This is a genomic window from Aminobacter sp. HY435 (genome assembly GCF_027568395.1).
GTDB lineage: Bacteria > Pseudomonadota > Alphaproteobacteria > Rhizobiales > Rhizobiaceae > Aminobacter.
In genome coordinates this window covers 252,819-269,786 of sequence record NZ_JANKZL010000006.1, presented here as the reverse complement: position 1 = coordinate 269,786, position 16,968 = coordinate 252,819, and the positions used below count along the sequence as shown (strand labels likewise).

Genomic DNA, 16,968 nt, shown 5'->3' with positions numbered 1-16,968 from the left:
GGCCGCGCGGGGCCGCTCTAACATCTGCTGACGTGTCGCGGGCAAGTAGGTATCCACTGGCCCCTCGTCAATGTCAGGACCAGAAAGATGGGAAAGTTTCTTCGAGGCGCGGACCGCGGCGCAACGGAGCAATCCGTTCGGCGAGGCCGGTGCGGTCGGAGATATCGAGGCCGACGCCGCAGATCGTCGCCTGCCCGTTGGCGGCCTCGAAGCGGCCCTTCGGCACCTTCGACAGGAAGCGGTTGAGCGGCTCCTCCTTGTCCATGCCGAGCGAGGAATCGTAGTCGCCGCACATGCCGGCGTCGGTCAGGTAGGCGGTGCCGCCATTGAGGATCTGGTGGTCGGCGGTCGGCTGGTGGGTGTGCGTGCCGACGACCAGGCTGGCGCGGCCGTCGACGAAATGCGCAAAGCACATCTTTTCGCTCGTCGCCTCGGCGTGGAAGTCGATGACCACCGCATCGGCCTGCTCGCCAAGCGGGCAGGCGGCCAGTTCGCGTTCGCCGGCCTGGAACGGATCGTCGAGCTCGGGATGCATGAACACCCGGCCCATGATGTTGGAGACCAGCACGCGTGCGCCGTTCCTGGCGATGTAGACGCCCGAACCGCGTCCGGGCGTGCCCTTGGGAAAATTCGCGGGGCGCAGGAAACGTTCTTCGCGCGGCGCAAACGCCAGGGCCTCGCGCTGGTCCCAGACGTGGTTGCCCGTGGTCACCACGTCGGCGCCGGCATTCAAGGTTTCGCGAAAGATCTCCTCGGTGATGCCGAAGCCGCCGGCGGCGTTCTCGCCGTTGACGATGACAAAATCGAGCCGGAAATCCGAAATCAGGCCGGGCAGCTGGTTCCACACCGCTGTGCGCCCAGCCTTGCCCACCATGTCGCCAAGAAAAAGAAGTCTCATGACGTCATCTACAATTCAGGGACGAAGCTGCGCAACCCGCTTTCGGTCAGTATTTCGGGGATGATGACGTCATGGTTTTCGTCCGGAACGCGCTCGACCTCCTGGCAGTCGAAGGCGATGCCGATCAGTCTCGGTTCGATTCCCTTGTCCTGCAGCCTCGAGATCGCGCGGTCGTAGTAGCCAGCGCCGTAGCCGATGCGGTGGCCGCGCCTGTCGAAGGCGGCCAGCGGCACGAGCATGATGGCCGGGTCAAGAACCTCGGCCTCTTCGTGCGGGCCGACCGTGCCGAAGCCCATGTCGACCATCGGCGCGCCGCGTACCAGTTCGCGAAAGACAATGGTGGTCTTGTCGAGGATCGCCGGCAGGCAGAGCCGCGCCCCATGCTCGCGCAGTGCAAACATCATCGGCCGTACGTCGACCTCCGAGCGCATCGGCCAGAAGCCGGAGACGACCGTGCCGGGCTCGAACTGGAGATTGTCGCGCGCCGTCTCGGCCATCTCCAGCGCCGCCTCGATGCGCCAGAACTGGTCGAGCGCGTCGCGCCGGGCCAGCGCTTCCTTGCGCAATTGCTTCTTGATCTCACGGTGAGAGGTCATGCCGTGCCCCATTCTCCTGTCGTAACAAGTGTTTGGCACATCGGCTGTCGCAACGGCAACGCAGAAGTCGCCGCTTTAAGGGCGTGGGTAGGCAGGTTTTATCCGGGTGGGGAGGTGACGATCCACGCAACCGGTGAAGAAGTCGATCCCGGAGACCTACAAAGTAGGTGGGCGCCGTATGGAAAAACCCACGGGTCTTCCCAGGGACAGCTCCCTAAGGATCGTTAAGGCCCCGGGGAAAATGCTCTCCTGCCGCGAGGCGCAGACCGTCATGCCCAATATAGGCCCTGCGGCCGCGATGCGCCATGGCAATGCGACCGTCCGTGCAACGATATTTGCGGCCCGGGCGCGACCTTGCTCCTCGGCCCGCACCTGCCTAGTGTCTGCGCCGACGAATTGGGAGTTACGCATGCGTTTTGAAGGAACGGCGGCCTATGTCGCCGACAAGGATCTGATGGTGGCGGTCAACGCGGCGATCGCGCTGGAGCGGCCGCTTTTGGTCAAGGGCGAGCCCGGCACCGGCAAGACCGAGCTTGCCCGCCAGGTGGCCGCAGGCCTCGGCCTCGAGATGATCGAGTGGAACGTCAAGTCGACGACCAAGGCGCAACAGGGGCTCTACGAGTATGACGCGGTGTCGCGGCTGCGCGACAGCCAGCTTGGCGACAGCCGCTTCAACGACATCAGGAACTATATCAAGCGCGGCAAGCTGTGGGATGCGTTTGCCGCCGGCAGGAAGGTCGTGCTTTTGATCGACGAGATCGACAAGGCCGACATCGAGTTCCCCAACGACCTGCTGCAGGAACTCGATCGCATGGAGTTCTTCGTCTACGAGACCGGCGAGACGGTTCGCGCCGATGTCCGGCCGATCGTCATCATCACCTCGAACAACGAGAAGGAATTGCCGGACGCCTTCCTGCGCCGCTGCTTCTTCCACTACATCCGCTTCCCCGACGTCGAGACGCTGCACAAGATCGTCGAGGTCCATTATCCCGGCATCAAGCAGAACCTGGTGCGCGCGGCGCTGACCCAGTTCTACGAGATCCGGGAGGTTGCCGGTCTCAAGAAGAAGCCGTCGACTTCCGAAGCGCTCGACTGGATTCGCCTGCTCGTTGCCGACGATGTCGCACCGGAGGACCTGCGCGCCGACCCCAAGAACGCCTTGCCCAAGCTGCATGGCGCGCTGCTCAAGAACGAGCAGGACGTGCACCTGTTCGAGCGCCTGGCGTTCTTGGCGCGGCGGCAGGGGTGATCCGACGAGCCCATTGAAGGCACCCCCACCCCTAACCCCTCCCCACAAGGGGGAGGGGAACCTGCAGATGCCCCTTGCCACCACGAGCGCTGGGGAACGAATTTGGCGGGTGGTGCGGGAAAATTCCCCTCCCCCTTGTGGGGAGGGGTTAGGGGTGGGGGTGCAGGGGCAGGCCACAACTCCCGGCCAGCGCATTTCCACGCTGTGGACCGTTGGCCGGATGGCAATGCTCGGGCAGTTTCCCCGCAGCCGACGCAATCACGGAAAAGCAAACGCCATGACCGAAATCACTATTCGCCCGCTTCAGTTCGCCGACCATGCCGAGTGGCGCCGGTTGTGGACTGCCTATCTCGATTTTTACAACACGGTGCTGCCCGAAAACATCTACCAGCTTGCCTGGAAGCGACTGTTCACCGAGGGCGAGTTCGAGCCCAAGGGGTTCATCGCCATCGTCGACGGCAAGGCGGTCGGGCTGACGCATTACCTCTACCACCGCTCGGGCTGGTCGGAGGCCAACAACTGCTATCTGCAGGACCTGTTTTCCGACCCGGCCGCGCGTGGCAAGGGCGTCGGTGCCGCCCTCATAGACGCGGTAAGGCAGCAGGCGGCGGCGATCGGCGTCACCAATGTCTACTGGATGACCCACGAGACCAACGCCACCGCGCGCAAGCTCTACGACCGCGTCGCCCGGCGCACCGGCTTCATCGAATACGATCTGCTCTGAGGCGACAGGCGATCTCCCGGATCGCCTGCTACGCCGCCGAAAGCTCAGCCCGCTGTGCGCTCCACCCACTGACGCCACTGGGCTTCGTTACCGCGGAAGACATTGAGGTCGATCTTGCCGTCGACGCCGTGCGACAGGCCTGAACCCGAATACTGCCAGAACACCCAGTTGCGGCCCGGATAGACCTTGGACGGAGGCTCGGCCACGGCGCGCAGCCAGAACGGATAGTTCTGGAAGTGGCCGCGCAGGTTGTCCTTGTAGAAGTCGGGCGCGGTGTAGATGACCGGGCGCTGGCCGTAGTGGCGCTCGAGCTTGTCCATGAAGACCTGCATCTTCTCGCGGATCTTCTCCGGGCTGTGACGGCGCTTGCAGCTCGATTCGCCGTTGTATTCGACGTCGATGACCGGCGGCAGCGCGCCTGGAACCTTGGGCACGTTGCGGATGAACCATTCGGCCTGCTCGCCGGCGGTGCGGCACCAGTAGAAGAAGTGGTAGGCGCCGCGCTTCAGGCCGGCGGCCTCGGCCGCGCGCCAGTTCTTCTTGAACATCGGGTCGAGATGGTCGCCGCCGTCGGTGGCCTTGATGTAGGCGAAGTTGGCGCCCTGCGTGCGCAGCTTCGGCCAGTCGATGTCGCCCTGCCAGCGCGAGACGTCGACGCCGTGGACGGCGAAATTCTTGGGCGACATGGCCTTGCCGAAATTGATCGGCTTGGCGTCGCGGAAGCGGCGGCCATAGATCTGGCCGGGCGCGAAGGGTGTTGCCTTCATCGGGTTGGAAGGCGCTATCAGCGCGATCGGCTTGGCGTCGGGCGTGGGCACGTTGTCGAGTTCGATGCGAGGTGCCGCCATCGCCATCTGCACCGGCTCCTCGGTGACGATCCCGGACGGCACCGGCGCGACCAGCACGTTGGCTCGCGGCATGGGCGCCATGGCGGCCTGCATGGGCGCGACGGGTGCTGCGGCGGTGATCTCGGCCTGCGGGATGGGGCTTGCCGGACGGGCGACCGAGGCCGTCGTTTCCTTCGACGGGGCAGACGACATGATGTCGCTGAGCCCCATGCTCGAGGTGCAGCCGGACAGAGCCAGGCTGGCGAGAACGATCGCTGATGCCGCTGAGAAACGCATTGGAACCCGTACGCTAGACAATTCGGATCGGAGGCAGACTTGCCCCCGTTTGCCCATTGACGGCAATTGCTAACGGGAAATTACCAAAAAAGACTGAATCCGATTTTTACTTTAATAGACTTCAAGTGTTGCAAGCGTGCCGAAAAGCTGCTCCCCACGGCTGGATGCCACGTGGACGCGGCATCGTTGGCCGGGCTTGCCTGCTGGCCCGCATGAAAGCACAGTGCCCGCATGTTCATACCCTTCTTTCTCGAACTCAAGGCGGCCAAGGTTCCGGTGTCGCTGCGCGAATATTTGACCCTCCTCGAAGGGCTCGACGCCGATCTCGTCAGCTATGACGTCGAGGGCTTTTATTATCTCGCCCGTGCAGCGCTGGTGAAGGACGAGCGCCACATCGACCGGTTCGACCAGGTTTTCTCCCGCTACTTCAAGGGCGTCGAGGCGATCTCCGGCGAGGGCGGCGTCGACGTCGCCAACATCCCCGAGGAGTGGCTGCGCCGGCTTGCCGAAAAGACCCTCAGCGATGAGGAGAAAAAACTGGTCGAGTCGCTCGGCGGCTTCGAAAAGCTGATGGAAACGCTCAGGCAGCGGTTGGAGGAGCAGAAGGGCCGCCACCAGGGCGGCTCCAAGTGGATCGGCACCGCTGGCACCTCGCCCTTCGGCGCCTATGGCTACAATCCCGAGGGCGTGCGCATCGGCCAGGAGACGAGCCGCCATCGCCGCGCGGTAAAAGTCTGGGACAAGCGCGAGTTCAAGAATTTCGACGACTCCGTCGAGCTCGGCACGCGCAACATCAAGGTGGCGCTCAAGCGCCTGCGCCGCTGGGTGCGCGAGGGCGCCGAGGAAGAGCTGGACCTTCCCGGCACCATCCACGCCACCGCCGACCATGGCTATCTCGACGTCAAGACACGGCCCGAGCGGCGCAATGCGGTGAAGCTCCTGATGTTCTTCGACGTCGGCGGCTCGATGGACGACCACATCAAGGTGGTGGAGGAGCTGTTCTCGGCGGCGCGCGTCGAGTTCCGCCAGCTCGAATATTTCTACTTCCACAACTGCCTCTATGAAGGCGTGTGGAAGGACAACCGCCGCCGTCATGCCGAGGTCATCGCGACGCTCGACGTGCTCCACAAATACGGCCACGACTACAAGGTGATCTTTGTCGGCGATGCCTCGATGAGCCCCTACGAGATCGCCTATGCCGGCGGTTCGGTCGAGCACTGGAACCCCGAACCGGGTGCGGTTTGGCTGCGCCGCCTGCTCGAACAGTGGCCTAACGCCGTCTGGCTCAACCCGACGCAGGAAAAGCACTGGGGCTACACCAGCTCGATCAAAATGATTTCGGAGATTTTCGCCAACCGCATGTACCCGCTGACGCTGGCCGGGCTCGAGGCAGCAACCAGGCAGCTGTCGCGGAAGCACTAACTCAAGGCGCGGCGCCGTACTGGCTCACCATGAAGTGATGCCCTGTCAGGCGGCGCCTCTCGTAACTATCTGTGCGAAGACCACGATGGACCAGAAAAGTCCGGGAGACCCCAGAATGGACGCCAAGACCTACCCTGTCACCCGCACCGACGCCGAATGGCGCCAGATGCTGACGCCCGAGCAATACCAGGTGATGCGCCACCACGGCACCGAGCGGCCGGGCAGCTGCGCGCTGCTCCACGAAAAGCGCGCCGGCACCTTCACCTGCGCCGGCTGCGACCAGCCCCTGTTCGAGGCCAAGCTGAAGTTCGAAAGCGGCACCGGCTGGCCGAGCTTCAACGATCCGGTCGAAGGTTCGGTCGAAACCACCGTCGACCGCAGCTACGGCATGGTGCGGACGGAGTGCCATTGCTCGCGTTGCGGCAGCCATCTCGGCCACGTCTTCCCTGACGGTCCGCCGCCCACCGGCCTGCGCTATTGCATCAATGGCGTGGCGCTGAACTTCAAGCCGGCCTAAAGCAGGCTTGCGAGAATGATCCAGATCGTGGCGCCCACCTTCATCGCGTTGGCGTTGGGGCTCTCGGTCAGGTCGGCCGTGCGCAACACGCTGCCATAGAGAAACAGATTATAGGGCAGCGGCACCAGATGCACGGCGACGGCCAGCAGGGCCGACATCTTCGCCGCCAGGATCAACAGCGCGATGATCGTGGTGGCGACGTTGATGATGCTGCCGATCACCACCATGTCCCACCAGAACAGCTGGCTGAGCGGCACCTCGCCGTGCCAGCGGCGCGAGAAGAACGCCGCCAGGCCGCCTTGTCCGATTCCGGTATTGCCTGAAGGGTGGAATTGTCCCGCACTGCTCATGCCCGACCTCTTCACCTTCGCAACGAACCGCCCCGCGGCTCGCGCTCCATGCCATTCTAGCAGGTAAATAGGGCATCATCCGGATCGTCTTTACAAGTCGGACGAACGCTTCACCTGCCAATACCGTGAACGATTGGGCGCCTGGGCTACTTCAGACGGTTCAGGTCGGCGGCGCGGTTGTCGATGATCGCCTCCATCGAGAAGAAGCCGGTCACCGTCGCCAGGTCGAAATTGGTGATGAGTTTCTGGTAGAAGGCATCGTAGCCGGACATACCCCGGGCCACCACCTTGATCAGATAGTCCCAGTCGCCGCCGATGCGGTAGAAGTCGATCACTTCGGGAAGGCGATCGACATGCTTGCGGAAATCGTCGGCCCATTCCTTGGAATGGTGGCGTGTCCGGATCATGACGAAGACGGTCAGGTCGTAGCCGAGGGCGGCCATGTCGATGTCGGCGTGAGTCCCGCGGATCAGGCCGGTGGTGTTCAGCCGCTGCAGCCGCCGCCAGCAGGCGTTCTGCGACAGTCCGACACGTTCGGCCAAATCACGCTGCGAGATCGAGCCGTCCTTCTGCAGGCATGACAGGATCTTGCGATCAATTTCATCTATCTTTTCCATCTTGGCGATCAAATGACACAAATCTGGCGGTCTGTCGCGAGAAAACGATGAAGTTTCTTCGCTGAATAACGATTAGACTCCTCGCTCATTCCGATTTGGAAGAGTTTCGCAGTCAGAGGAGCGCGAACATGAACGCCACCGCCGGTTTGCTGCAGGGTTTCAGGCTGAGCCTCGACGGCGACACGGTTGCCGCGCTGCAGGCCGGGCTGGTTGGCCAGAGCGCCCGGATCGAAGGCCCGTTCGGCGCGAAGGCGCTTGTCTATGCCGACTATGTCGCCTCCGGCCGCGCGTTGATGCAGATCGAACGTTTCATCCTCGACGAGGTTCTTCCCTACTACGCCAACAGCCACACAGAGGCGTCCTACTGTGGCGGCTTCATGACCCGGCTGCGCCGCGAGGCGCGGGCCGCGATCGCCGGCTGCTGCGGCGCGACCGGGGATCATGCGGTGATCTTCGCCGGCTCGGGCGCCACGGCCGGCCTCAACCGTCTGGTCAAGCTGCTCGGCGTTGCCGACGGTGTCGCCGCGGGCAAGCGCGTCCGCGTCATCATCGGCCCCTACGAGCATCACTCCAATATCCTGCCCTGGCGCGAGAGCGGCGCCGAGGTGGTCGAGATCGCCGAATGCGCTGACGGCGGCCCCGATCTCGCGGCACTCGATACAGCGCTCGCCGTGCCGGCGGATCTCACGGTGTGTGCCTTCTCGGCTGCGTCCAACGTCACCGGCAACATCACCGATGTCGCCGCTGTCACCCGTCGCATCAAGGCCGCAGGCGCCAAGGCCGTCTGGGACTATGCCGGCGCCGGGCCCTACCTGCCGGTCGCCATGACGCCTGCCGACGGCGTCGAGATCGACGCGCTCGTCGTCTCGCCGCACAAGTTCATCGGTGGCCCGGGCGCCTCGGGCGTGCTGATCGTCCGCCGCGATGCGGTTGTCACCGTCAAGCCGTCCTGGCCGGGCGGCGGCACGGTCAAGTTCGTCTCGCCCACCGCCCACGACTACAGCGACAACATCGAGGCGCGCGAGGAAGCCGGCACGCCCAACGTCGTCGGTGACATCCGCGCCGCGCTCGCCTTCCTGGTCAAGGATGCGCTGGGTGTCGAGGCAATGCAGGCGCGCAATGCCGAACTCACTCGCCGGGCGCTGGCTGCCTGGCGCGGCGTCGACCGGCTGGAATTGCTGGGTTCGCCCGACGTGGCGCGGCTACCGATCTTCTCGTTCCGGGTCAGGGACGGCAAGGGCGGCTACGTCCACCAGCAACTCGTCACCCGCATGCTGAGCGACCGCTTCGGCATCCAGGCGCGCGGCGGCTGTGCCTGTGCCGGACCCTATGTCCATCGCCTGCTCGGCATCGACGCCGAGGAATCGGAAGCCATGCGCGCGGCGATCAAGGCCGGCGAAGAAATGAAGAAGCCCGGCTTCGTCAGGCTTAATTTCAGCGTGCTGCTGTGCGAGGAGAAGATCGCCTTCATCCTGGCTTCGGTGGCGCAGCTGGCTGGCGATGCGCCGCGCTACGAAGGTCATTACGACTTCGATCCGGCCCGGGCCATCTTCTTCCCGCGCGAGGCCGAAATGGCGGTGGCCTAGCAACATCGCCTTGAGCGCGATGCGAGAGCATGTACCATCCATCGCTTGCATTGAGTTCGGTTTTTGTTTGCCATGAACGCTTGATATTTCGCTCCTGGCTGCCCCCCAAGCCGAGCGTCATGGAACATCGTTTGCGCCTCGGGGCCGCGAGCTGGCCCTGACGCGCCGCAGACCGGGCCGGTCCGGCTGGAGAATGCCTGAGGCCTCGGACGCCGGCACAAATGAAAACGCCGGCATCGCTGCCGGCGTCTTACATGGGCGATCGAAACGATCTCAGGTCATGCCGAGGGCGGCCTTGTAGAGGTCGAGGATCGCCTCTGCCTCGTCGCGCTCGGCCTGGTCCTGCTTGCGCAGGCGGATCAGGGTGCGTAGCGCCTTGGTGTCGAAGCCTGTACCCTTGGCTTCGGCGTAGACGTCCTTGATGTCGTCGGAAATGGTCTTCTTTTCTTCCTCAAGGCGCTCGATGCGCTCGATGAAGGCGCGCAACTGGCCTGCGGCAACAGTCTGGCTGGTCTCGGTGATTTCGTCGGCCATGGGGCACTCCGCATCTGTGACTGGGCATGTGACTGGGGATTGACGCGACTCGGGCGCGCCAAGGTGATTTCGGCGGTTCGATGCCTTATGCAGCAGGGAGGGTCAAGGGGACGCGACGGCGCAGCTGACACTGCGCCGCAGATTCAATGATCCTTCGGGCGGTTGGCCTCGAAGGCAGCCTTCTGGGCGTCGGTCGCTTCGCGCTGGTGTTTCGCCTGCCATTCCGCATAGGGCATGCCGTAGACGATCTCTCGCGCTGCTTCCTTGGACAGCTCCACGCCGGCGGCGTCGGCGGCGTCGCGATACCAGTTGGACAGGCAGTTGCGGCAAAAGCCGGCGAGCCCCATCATGTCGATGTTCTGCACGTCGCTGCGTTCGCGCAGGTGCTCCAGCAGACGGCGAAACGCGGCCGCCTCGAATTCGCGCTGCTGCGCCTCGGTGAGTTCGGCCATTTTCATCTCCATCACGGCGGCCCGGTGCGCGAGCCGAATTGCCTGACCTCATGTATATCGGGGCGCCGGTCGATGGCGTCAACGATTGGAGCCAGCCGCTGAGCCCAGGCTGTCGTCCCGGCGTCGTCGCCAATGAGGTCCTGGCGAATCTCGAGCAAGGCATGGGCAAAGCCGTTGACGATGCAGTGCTTGAACATGGTGTCGCCGCGCAAGGCGCCATCGTAGGGTTCGTTGTCGCCGACGACGAGTTCGGGATCGGTGGCCAGCAATTCGATCAGCGGCCAGGCGGCGCGATGGTCCATGTCCCAGAGCACGCCGGCATGCCATGGCCGGGAGCGTCCCTGCATGACAGGGGTGAAGGAGTGGATCGACAGGATCAGGGGCGAACTGGCCGACTGCTTGTGAACAGAGGAAATCATGGCGCCAACCGCGTCGTGATAGGGCCGGTAGAATTTTTCGAGCCGGCGTTCGCGCTCGTCCTGCGACATCGGATAGTTGCCGGGAATGACCGAGCCGTCATAGAGTTGGCGGATCAGGGTCGGGTCGTCCTCGCCGCGGTTGGGGTCGATCAGCAGGCGCGAAAAGTTCGCCAGGACCGCCGGCAGGCCCATGATGGCGGCCAGCTTGCGCGTCACCTGCTCGGCGCCGATGTCATAGGCGATGTGGCGGTCGAATTCGGCCGGCGGCAAGCCGAGATCGCCGTATTCCTCGGGGAGTTCGCGTCGGGCGTGGTCGCAAAGCAGCACGATGCCTCGCTTGCGGTCGCCTTCGATGATCTCGAAGGGAGCAAAAACAGCGGTTCGCGTCATCGGCGGCAATTTGTCCTTCGCTGGGGTCGACGCGGCGCCGTGGCCGTCGCTGATGTGGGGATATGTGCTAACGCCGTTGTTTTGCCAACCTTTTTTCGAATATGCCAGAGTGGGCAGCAAATCACGCCGGCCGCGCGCATCTAAATCGATTGGATAAGCGCCGCACCGCGCGTTGACATGCGCGTGGACATTGCCGAAAAGGGGCACCTGAAAATGCAGAACACGTCGAAGAGGGGCTTTGAAATGGGACTCGGAGGAGGGCCGCGCATACGCTCAGCCTTCGCAACGGTTGTTCTGTTTCTCTCGGTTCCGCTACTTGCAGCCGTCGCGGCGACGCCCGCAAGGGCCGACTTCAGGGTCTGCAATGCGACCCAGAGCCTTGTCGGAGTCGGCATTGGCTACCGCGCCAAGGCCGGCTGGATCACCGAAGGCTGGTGGCACATAGAAGGCTCGACCTGCAAGACGCTGATCGAAGGGCCGCTGTCATCGAGGTTTTATTATCTCTATGCGGAAGATGCCGAGCGCGGCGGCCGCTGGGATGGCCCGATCACCATGTGCGTGGCTGAAAAAGAGTTCAAGATCGCCGGCGTCACCGACTGCGTAGCGCGCGGATTTCAGCGCGCCGGCTTCCAGGAATACGACACGGGCGAACAGGCGAACTGGATGGTCCAGCTCACCGACGAGCCCGCAACGGGCGGCGCCACAGCCGCCTCGGGAACGAACGGTCAATGAGACGCAGCCGGAAGGTCAAGATACTCGCAACACTCGGACCCGCCTCCAACGACGAGGCGATGATCCGAAAGCTCTTCGATGCGGGCGCCGACGTCTTCCGCATCAATATGAGCCACACCGACCACGAGTCGATGCGCACCCTGGTCGGCCGTATCCGCAGCGTCGAAGAAGCGGTCGGGCGTCCGATCGGCATCCTGGCCGACCTGCAGGGCCCCAAGCTCCGCGTCGGCAAGTTCGCCAACGGCAACGAAGAGCTGAAGGTCGGCCAGACCTTCACCCTCGACGACAATCCCGAGCTTGGCACGTCGAGCCGCGTGCACCTGCCGCATCCCGAGATCCTCAAGTCGGTGCAGGAAGGCCATCGCCTGCTGATCGACGACGGCAAGCTCGAGCTCAGGGCTACCAAGACCGACGGCAAGTCGATCGTCTGCAAGGTCGTCGCCGGCACCAAGATTTCCGACAAGAAGGGCGTCAGCCTGCCCGACACCGACCTGCCGGTCGGCGCGCTGACCGAGAAGGACCGCAGGGACCTCGACGCGGTGCTCGAGACCGGCGTCGACTGGGTCGCGCTGTCGTTCATCCAGCGTCCCGAGGATCTGGCCGAAGCGCGCAAGATCGCGCAGGGCCGCGCGCTTTTGCTGTCCAAGATCGAAAAGCCGCAGGCTGTCGCACGCCTTGCCGAAATCATCGAGCTGTCCGATGCCCTGATGGTCGCCCGAGGCGATCTCGGCGTCGAAATGCCGATCGAGGCGGTGCCTGGCATCCAGAAGCAGATCACGCGCGCCGCGCGCCGCGCCGGCAAGCCGGTCGTGGTCGCAACCCAGATGCTGGAATCGATGATCACAGCACCCGTGCCGACCCGCGCCGAGGTCTCCGACGTGGCGACCGCCGTGTTCGAAGGCGCCGACGCCATCATGCTGTCGGCCGAATCGGCCGCTGGCCAGTATCCGGTCGAGTCGGTCGCAACCATGGACCGCATCGCCCAGCGGGTCGAGAAGGACCCGACCTATCCGGGCATCATCAACGCCCAGCGCTCGCAGCCGGAAGCGACCGGCGCCGACGCGATTTCGCTCGCGGCGCGCGAGATCGCCGAAACGCTGAAGCTGTCGGCGATCATCACCTACACCGCCTCGGGCGCCACCGGCCTGCGCGCCGCGCGCGAGCGGCCGCAGGTGCCGATCATCGCGCTGTCGCCGATCCTCGCCACGGCGCGTCGCCTGTCGCTGCTGTGGGGCACGCATTGCGTGGTGTCGCCCGATGCCGCCGACCTCGACGACATGGTCGATCGCGCCTGCCGCCTGGCCTTCCACGAAGGTTTTGCCGGTGAAGGCGACCGCGTCATCATCACGGCCGGCGTGCCGCTGAGGACGCCCGGGTCGACCAACATGCTGCGCATCGCCTATGTCGGGCCCGAGGGCAAGGGCAGCAGGTAAGTTACGGGATCAAGGCAGTAGGGGAGTAGGGCAACAGGCGGCTCCGGCCGTCCACGCGCCTGGCTCTCTACTGCCCTACTCCCCTAGATCGGCGCCTTCTCGTTCACGCACACATCCGTGCCGTAGGCATCATTGGCAATGCGGGCCTCGACCGCTTGCGCGGCGGCCCGCAGGTCGCGGTCCGTGCCGGCCAGCTTCTCGACGGCCGCCAGCACCAGATCGGGGGCAACCCAGTCCGGCTTGTGGCCGAGGTTGTGGACCCACACCAACTCGGCGCCTGGAATGTCGCGGGCGAGGCCGATGGAGTGGATCTCCTCGTAGACGACCGTATCCTCGTCGCCCGAAATCACCACCGTCGCCGCCTTGATCTCGTGATAGCGCGGCGCGGTCGCCAGAACCTGCCGGTACAGTCCTTCGACGTCGATCGCGTTGGCGCGGAAGGCCCTTGGGCGCAGCACCAGCTTGATCGACGCTTCGTCGACATAGCTATCGGGCACCTTGTTGGGCGAGAACACGCAGGTCGTCGCCGCGGCGATGCGCATGAGCCCGACCGGATTGGCAACCATTGCCGCAAACAGCCGGCCGACCACCGGCCTGGCGCTCAGGCTGTAGTACCAGGAGGTGTCGCCGCCCGGCCAAGGGTGCGTCGCCGCCGACAGGAACAGCAGGCCGCGCGTCTTGTGAGGATGTTCCAGGGCAAAGGCCGCCGCGATCGAGCCGCCGAACGAATGCCCAACGATGATAGCGTCCCGGATACCGAGCCTGTCCATAAGAGCAGCGATCGTCGCGGCTTGCGCTTTCTGTGTCTCGTTGTTGCCGTCGCCGCGCCCCGACCAGCCGTGGCCTGGGCGGTCGAAGAACAGCATCTCGGCGCGGCCTTCGAACAACGGCCTGAGCGGCAGCATCTGGTCCTTCAGATTGGCGCTGGCGCCGTGGATGAAGACCAGCGGCGGCAGATCCGCTCCGCTTCCGGCCGGCACATGGACGTAGTGGATTCTTGCGCCGTCGATGTCGGTGAAGTCGCCTACTGGCGCGTTGCCGCGCTCGATCAGCCAGGCGGCGGCCTGGGTGAGACCGGTGAGGGCAAGGACGATCGCAATCAGCAGTACCAGGACAAGGATGAGGATGTTCATGCAGCCGGGGCGGGTGAGGGAGCAGGGCGGGAAGGCGAACAGTGAATAGCGAGTAGTGACAAAGAACAACGCCAGCGCAGGCCGCACTGACGGCGCGCGGCCTAACTGATCACCATTAGCTGCTTCAAATGCCTTCGCCCGCAAGCTCTTCCGACAGCCGCGACACCTCGTTCTGGGCGTTGCGCATCATCGGATAGATGTCGAGCACGCGCTGCCAGGCCTGCAGCGCCAGCTGGTCGCGCCCGGCGCCGGCCATGATCTGCGCCATTCCGGAAATGGCGCCGAAATGGCGTGGTTCGAGTTCGAGGGTGTGCTCGATGTCGGCCATCGACTTGCGGTAGTTGCGCATCATGAAATGGACGGTGGCGCGACGGTTCCAGCCCTCGGCGTAGCCGGGCTGAAGCGTGACGACCTGATCGAGGAAATCGAGCGCGACGTCGAACTTCTTGGCTTCAAGCGCCTGTTGCGACCACAGCATCATCGCATCGATGGAGGCGCTGCCGGACTTGTTCCACTCGGCCCAGATGTTGCCAGCGATTCGCTCGGCGGCCTTCTCGTTTCGCTCGCGCTTCAGCGTGCCGAAAAGCGTGTCGAGGCGATTTTCAACCTTGGCCTCGACCGGCTTGCCCGTATTCTGGGCGAAAGCCGGAAGGGGCAGCTGGCATGCGATGAAAATCACGGCAAAAACGGCAAAAACGTTCCTCATGCGAAAAGTCTAGACCCTCGCATGGGAACGTCAAACTGAAATTGCCGTGATGCGCCGGCCGCGAGCGGCCGGGTCTGCATCAGCCCTGGCGAGCCTTGTAGCGCGGGGCGGTCTTGTTGATGATGTAGATGCGGCCCTTGCGGCGGACCAGCTGGTTTTCCCGGTGGCGACCCTTGAGCGCCTTGAGCGAATTCTTGATCTTCATGTTACCGACCCGTTGGATGGGCCCATGTCCGGGCCGAACTGAAAGGCAAGCCCGAAGGCGCGCCCAATTTGTGTGAGAGGCTCATAGACGAGGAGTCTTTGCCAGTCAACCGCGGGCAGCACTAAGGCTGCGGATTGATTCATCTATCTGTTCTCGACGCAGCCGTTTGAGGCGCGCGGGGAGCGCTTGCCGGCCTCAGGTCCCGCAAGCATGAGTGCAAAGAGCGGGACGCCAAAGGCTATCGCCGCACAGGTGCGCTTACCGGCGCGGCGATATGCGCGTGAAATGGCCCATCTTGCGGCCCGGCCGCGCTTCGGCCTTGCCATAGAGATGCATCGCGACATCCTGCTCGGCGAGCAGTGCCGGCACCTTGTCGATGTCGTCGCCGATCAGGTTCTCCATGACGCAGTCCGAATGCCGGTTGGCGTCGCCGAGCGGCAGTCCCGCGACTGCGCGAATATGCTGCTCGAACTGCGACACGACGCAAGCCGCCTCGGTCCAGTGGCCGGAATTGTGGACGCGTGGGGCAATCTCGTTGGCCAGCAGCGAGCCGTCGGCCATGACGAAGAACTCGACGCCGATCACCCCGACATAGTCCAGCGCATCGAGGATCCTGCGCGCCGCATCGCGCGCGGCCAGGGCGGTCGATTCGCCTGCCGCCGCCGGCACGGACGAACTGGCGAGGATGCCGTTGCGGTGGATGTTTTCCGCCGGATCGAACGCCGCGACGGCGCCGTCGACGCCACGCGCGGCGATGATCGAGATCTCGCGTTCGAAGGGCACGAAGGATTCGAGAATCAGCGGCACATTTCCAAGCGACGAACAGGCGCCGTCGAAGCCGCCCGACGTCATGTTGCGGAAGACCATCTGGCCCTTGCCGTCATAGCCCATGCGCCGGGTCTTGAGGATGCCGCTGCCATCGAAGGCATGCAGGGCGGCGGCGAGTTCCTCGTCGTTTTCAACGGCGCGGAAATCAGCCGTGGCGATGCCGATGCCGTTCAGGAAGGTCTTTTCGGCCACCCGGTCCTGGGCGACTTCGAGCGCGCGCGCCGGCGGATAGACGGCCACCGAGCGCGCCAGGTGCGCTGCGGCCACCACGGGCACGTTTTCGAATTCATAGGTGACGACAGCGCTGGCGCTGGCGAGTTCGTCGAGGGCTGCGGGGTCGTCGTAGGCGGCGACGATCTGGCCGTTGGCGACCTGGGCGGCCGGGCAATCGACCTGCGGTTCCAGCACCACCGTGCGGTAGCCGAGGCGGGCCGCAGCCATGGCAAGCATGCGGCCGAGCTGGCCACCGCCGATGATGCCGATCGTCGATCCGAGGGGAAGGGGGGCGGTCACGCGTCGTCCGTTGGCTTTTCGGCGACCTTGGCGGTCTGGGCGGCGCGCCACTCGTCGAGTCTTGTCGCCAGGGCGTCGTCGGAAAGAGCCAGAACGGCTGCGGCAAGCAGGGCGGCGTTGGCCGCCCCGGCCTTGCCGATGGCAAGCGTGCCGACGGGAATGCCGGCTGGCATCTGGACAATGGAGAGCAGCGAATCCTGGCCCGACAGCGCCTTCGATTCCACCGGCACGCCGAACACCGGCAGCGAGGTCATGGCGGCGGTCATGCCGGGGAGATGGGCAGCCCCGCCGGCGCCGGCGATGATGACACGGAAGCCTTCCGCCTTGGCGCCCTTGGCGAAGTCGTAGAGCCGGTCAGGCGTGCGGTGGGCGGAAACGATGCGGGCGTCGAAAGGGATGCCCAGCATTTCGAGCAAATCGGCGGCGTGTCGCATGGTTGCCCAGTCGGACTGGCTGCCCATGATGATGGCGACGTCTGCTCTGTCTTTGCTCATGCGCGGCATCCCTGCTTGCAAGGCCTGCGCATAACGGAAATGCAGC

General features: G+C 64.5%; 20 protein-coding genes and 1 other RNA gene. 7 read left to right on the top strand and 14 right to left on the bottom strand.

Annotation, left to right across the window (positions count from 1 at the left end; genetic code table 11):
- Window positions 1-73: 73 nt before the first annotated feature.
- From PCJ21_RS10685 to ssrS, 3 genes are all read right to left on the bottom strand, one after another.
- On the bottom strand, window positions 74-898 hold the full coding sequence (locus tag PCJ21_RS10685; protein ID WP_269931379.1) for a TIGR00282 family metallophosphoesterase: 825 nt from the start codon (window positions 896-898) through the stop codon (window positions 74-76).
- 8 nt (window positions 899-906) lie between these two features.
- The gene (locus PCJ21_RS10680) at window positions 907-1,494 is read right to left on the bottom strand and encodes a 5-formyltetrahydrofolate cyclo-ligase (protein ID WP_269931378.1); all 588 of its coding nucleotides are present in this window, start codon (window positions 1,492-1,494) and stop codon (window positions 907-909) included.
- 115 nt (window positions 1,495-1,609) lie between these two features.
- Window positions 1,610-1,765: non-coding RNA, 6S RNA (gene ssrS, locus PCJ21_RS10675), on the bottom strand.
- A 138-nt stretch (window positions 1,766-1,903) separates the two neighbouring features.
- On the opposite strand from ssrS, the gene PCJ21_RS10670 reads away from it, so the two are divergent.
- Complete coding sequence (locus PCJ21_RS10670; RefSeq protein WP_269931377.1) at window positions 1,904-2,743, top strand: AAA family ATPase; 840 nt, start codon at window positions 1,904-1,906, stop codon at window positions 2,741-2,743.
- 277 nt (window positions 2,744-3,020) lie between these two features.
- A complete protein-coding gene (locus PCJ21_RS10665) occupies window positions 3,021-3,467 on the top strand; it encodes a GNAT family N-acetyltransferase (protein WP_269931376.1) in 447 nt (148 codons plus the stop codon).
- Window positions 3,468-3,511: 44 nt separating this feature from the next.
- Here the strand turns inward: PCJ21_RS10665 and PCJ21_RS10660 are convergent, their stop codons facing one another.
- A complete protein-coding gene (locus PCJ21_RS10660) occupies window positions 3,512-4,591 on the bottom strand; it encodes a GH25 family lysozyme (RefSeq protein WP_269931375.1) in 1,080 nt (359 codons plus the stop codon).
- Window positions 4,592-4,822: 231 nt separating this feature from the next.
- Between PCJ21_RS10660 and PCJ21_RS10655 the strand changes: the two genes are divergently transcribed.
- The gene (locus PCJ21_RS10655) at window positions 4,823-6,013 is read left to right on the top strand and encodes a vWA domain-containing protein (protein WP_269931374.1); all 1,191 of its coding nucleotides are present in this window, start codon (window positions 4,823-4,825) and stop codon (window positions 6,011-6,013) included.
- A gap of 115 nt (window positions 6,014-6,128) precedes the next feature.
- The gene (gene msrB, locus PCJ21_RS10650; RefSeq protein WP_269931373.1) at window positions 6,129-6,530 is read left to right on the top strand and encodes a peptide-methionine (R)-S-oxide reductase MsrB; all 402 of its coding nucleotides are present in this window, start codon (window positions 6,129-6,131) and stop codon (window positions 6,528-6,530) included.
- Here msrB and PCJ21_RS10645 read toward each other — a convergent pair.
- A complete protein-coding gene (locus tag PCJ21_RS10645) occupies window positions 6,527-6,880 on the bottom strand; it encodes a hypothetical protein (RefSeq protein WP_269931372.1) in 354 nt (117 codons plus the stop codon). The two genes, msrB and PCJ21_RS10645, sit on opposite strands and share 4 nt — an antisense overlap.
- Window positions 6,881-7,026: 146 nt before the next feature.
- On the bottom strand, window positions 7,027-7,497 hold the full coding sequence (locus PCJ21_RS10640; RefSeq protein ID WP_269931371.1) for an Lrp/AsnC family transcriptional regulator: 471 nt from the start codon (window positions 7,495-7,497) through the stop codon (window positions 7,027-7,029).
- 128 nt (window positions 7,498-7,625) lie between these two features.
- Between PCJ21_RS10640 and PCJ21_RS10635 the strand changes: the two genes are divergently transcribed.
- Window positions 7,626-9,083: an aminotransferase class V-fold PLP-dependent enzyme gene (locus PCJ21_RS10635; protein ID WP_269931370.1), complete on the top strand. Its 1,458-nt coding sequence runs from the start codon at window positions 7,626-7,628 to the stop codon at window positions 9,081-9,083.
- A gap of 273 nt (window positions 9,084-9,356) precedes the next feature.
- Here the strand turns inward: PCJ21_RS10635 and PCJ21_RS10630 are convergent, their stop codons facing one another.
- From PCJ21_RS10630 to PCJ21_RS10620, 3 genes are all read right to left on the bottom strand, one after another.
- A complete protein-coding gene (locus tag PCJ21_RS10630; protein ID WP_269931369.1) occupies window positions 9,357-9,617 on the bottom strand; it encodes a DUF2312 domain-containing protein in 261 nt (86 codons plus the stop codon).
- Window positions 9,618-9,760: 143 nt separating this feature from the next.
- Window positions 9,761-10,069: a DUF1244 domain-containing protein gene (locus PCJ21_RS10625; protein ID WP_269931368.1), complete on the bottom strand. Its 309-nt coding sequence runs from the start codon at window positions 10,067-10,069 to the stop codon at window positions 9,761-9,763.
- Between the two features lie 11 nt (window positions 10,070-10,080).
- Window positions 10,081-10,878 (bottom strand): N-formylglutamate amidohydrolase, encoded by a 798-nt coding sequence (locus PCJ21_RS10620; RefSeq protein WP_269931367.1) that lies wholly within the window; start codon window positions 10,876-10,878, stop codon window positions 10,081-10,083.
- A gap of 243 nt (window positions 10,879-11,121) precedes the next feature.
- Between PCJ21_RS10620 and PCJ21_RS10615 the strand changes: the two genes are divergently transcribed.
- The gene (locus tag PCJ21_RS10615) at window positions 11,122-11,610 is read left to right on the top strand and encodes a DUF1036 domain-containing protein (RefSeq protein ID WP_269931366.1); all 489 of its coding nucleotides are present in this window, start codon (window positions 11,122-11,124) and stop codon (window positions 11,608-11,610) included.
- Window positions 11,607-13,043: a pyruvate kinase gene (gene pyk / locus PCJ21_RS10610; protein ID WP_269931365.1), complete on the top strand. Its 1,437-nt coding sequence runs from the start codon at window positions 11,607-11,609 to the stop codon at window positions 13,041-13,043. Before PCJ21_RS10615 ends, pyk begins: the two co-directional genes overlap by 4 nt.
- An 83-nt stretch (window positions 13,044-13,126) precedes the next feature.
- Here the strand turns inward: pyk and PCJ21_RS10605 are convergent, their stop codons facing one another.
- The 5 genes from PCJ21_RS10605 to purE all read right to left on the bottom strand — a co-directional run bounded on the left by PCJ21_RS10605 (window position 13,127) and on the right by purE (window position 16,922).
- On the bottom strand, window positions 13,127-14,176 hold the full coding sequence (locus PCJ21_RS10605; protein ID WP_269931364.1) for an alpha/beta fold hydrolase: 1,050 nt from the start codon (window positions 14,174-14,176) through the stop codon (window positions 13,127-13,129).
- A 124-nt stretch (window positions 14,177-14,300) separates the two neighbouring features.
- A complete protein-coding gene (locus PCJ21_RS10600; protein WP_269931363.1) occupies window positions 14,301-14,882 on the bottom strand; it encodes a tetratricopeptide repeat protein in 582 nt (193 codons plus the stop codon).
- 79 nt (window positions 14,883-14,961) lie between these two features.
- The gene (ykgO, locus tag PCJ21_RS10595; protein WP_269931362.1) at window positions 14,962-15,087 is read right to left on the bottom strand and encodes a type B 50S ribosomal protein L36; all 126 of its coding nucleotides are present in this window, start codon (window positions 15,085-15,087) and stop codon (window positions 14,962-14,964) included.
- 258 nt (window positions 15,088-15,345) lie between these two features.
- Entirely contained in the window at window positions 15,346-16,428 is a 1,083-nt protein-coding gene (locus PCJ21_RS10590; RefSeq protein WP_269931361.1) for a 5-(carboxyamino)imidazole ribonucleotide synthase, read from the bottom strand.
- On the bottom strand, window positions 16,425-16,922 hold the full coding sequence (purE, locus tag PCJ21_RS10585; RefSeq protein ID WP_269931360.1) for a 5-(carboxyamino)imidazole ribonucleotide mutase: 498 nt from the start codon (window positions 16,920-16,922) through the stop codon (window positions 16,425-16,427). The genes PCJ21_RS10590 and purE overlap by 4 nt, the downstream gene beginning before the upstream one ends.
- Between the last annotated feature and the right edge of the window lie 46 nt (window positions 16,923-16,968).

What these genes read in the sequence shown, in the direction of transcription:
- PCJ21_RS10685 (WP_269931379.1), bottom strand. Translation starts at nt 898, where the DNA reads ATGAGACTTCTTTTTCTTGGCGACATGGTGGGCAAGGCTGGGCGCACA.
- PCJ21_RS10680 (WP_269931378.1), bottom strand. Translation starts at nt 1,494, where the DNA reads ATGACCTCTCACCGTGAGATCAAGAAGCAATTGCGCAAGGAAGCGCTG.
- PCJ21_RS10670 (WP_269931377.1), top strand. Translation starts at nt 1,904, where the DNA reads ATGCGTTTTGAAGGAACGGCGGCCTATGTCGCCGACAAGGATCTGATG.
- PCJ21_RS10665 (WP_269931376.1), top strand. Translation starts at nt 3,021, where the DNA reads ATGACCGAAATCACTATTCGCCCGCTTCAGTTCGCCGACCATGCCGAG.
- PCJ21_RS10660 (WP_269931375.1), bottom strand. Translation starts at nt 4,591, where the DNA reads ATGCGTTTCTCAGCGGCATCAGCGATCGTTCTCGCCAGCCTGGCTCTG.
- PCJ21_RS10655 (WP_269931374.1), top strand. Translation starts at nt 4,823, where the DNA reads ATGTTCATACCCTTCTTTCTCGAACTCAAGGCGGCCAAGGTTCCGGTG.
- msrB (WP_269931373.1), top strand. Translation starts at nt 6,129, where the DNA reads ATGGACGCCAAGACCTACCCTGTCACCCGCACCGACGCCGAATGGCGC.
- PCJ21_RS10645 (WP_269931372.1), bottom strand. Translation starts at nt 6,880, where the DNA reads ATGAGCAGTGCGGGACAATTCCACCCTTCAGGCAATACCGGAATCGGA.
- PCJ21_RS10640 (WP_269931371.1), bottom strand. Translation starts at nt 7,497, where the DNA reads ATGGAAAAGATAGATGAAATTGATCGCAAGATCCTGTCATGCCTGCAG.
- PCJ21_RS10635 (WP_269931370.1), top strand. Translation starts at nt 7,626, where the DNA reads ATGAACGCCACCGCCGGTTTGCTGCAGGGTTTCAGGCTGAGCCTCGAC.
- PCJ21_RS10630 (WP_269931369.1), bottom strand. Translation starts at nt 9,617, where the DNA reads ATGGCCGACGAAATCACCGAGACCAGCCAGACTGTTGCCGCAGGCCAG.
- PCJ21_RS10625 (WP_269931368.1), bottom strand. Translation starts at nt 10,069, where the DNA reads ATGGCCGAACTCACCGAGGCGCAGCAGCGCGAATTCGAGGCGGCCGCG.
- PCJ21_RS10620 (WP_269931367.1), bottom strand. Translation starts at nt 10,878, where the DNA reads ATGACGCGAACCGCTGTTTTTGCTCCCTTCGAGATCATCGAAGGCGAC.
- PCJ21_RS10615 (WP_269931366.1), top strand. Translation starts at nt 11,122, where the DNA reads ATGGGACTCGGAGGAGGGCCGCGCATACGCTCAGCCTTCGCAACGGTT.
- pyk (WP_269931365.1), top strand. Translation starts at nt 11,607, where the DNA reads ATGAGACGCAGCCGGAAGGTCAAGATACTCGCAACACTCGGACCCGCC.
- PCJ21_RS10605 (WP_269931364.1), bottom strand. Translation starts at nt 14,176, where the DNA reads ATGAACATCCTCATCCTTGTCCTGGTACTGCTGATTGCGATCGTCCTT.
- PCJ21_RS10600 (WP_269931363.1), bottom strand. Translation starts at nt 14,882, where the DNA reads ATGAGGAACGTTTTTGCCGTTTTTGCCGTGATTTTCATCGCATGCCAG.
- ykgO (WP_269931362.1), bottom strand. Translation starts at nt 15,087, where the DNA reads ATGAAGATCAAGAATTCGCTCAAGGCGCTCAAGGGTCGCCACCGGGAA.
- purE (WP_269931360.1), bottom strand. Translation starts at nt 16,922, where the DNA reads ATGAGCAAAGACAGAGCAGACGTCGCCATCATCATGGGCAGCCAGTCC.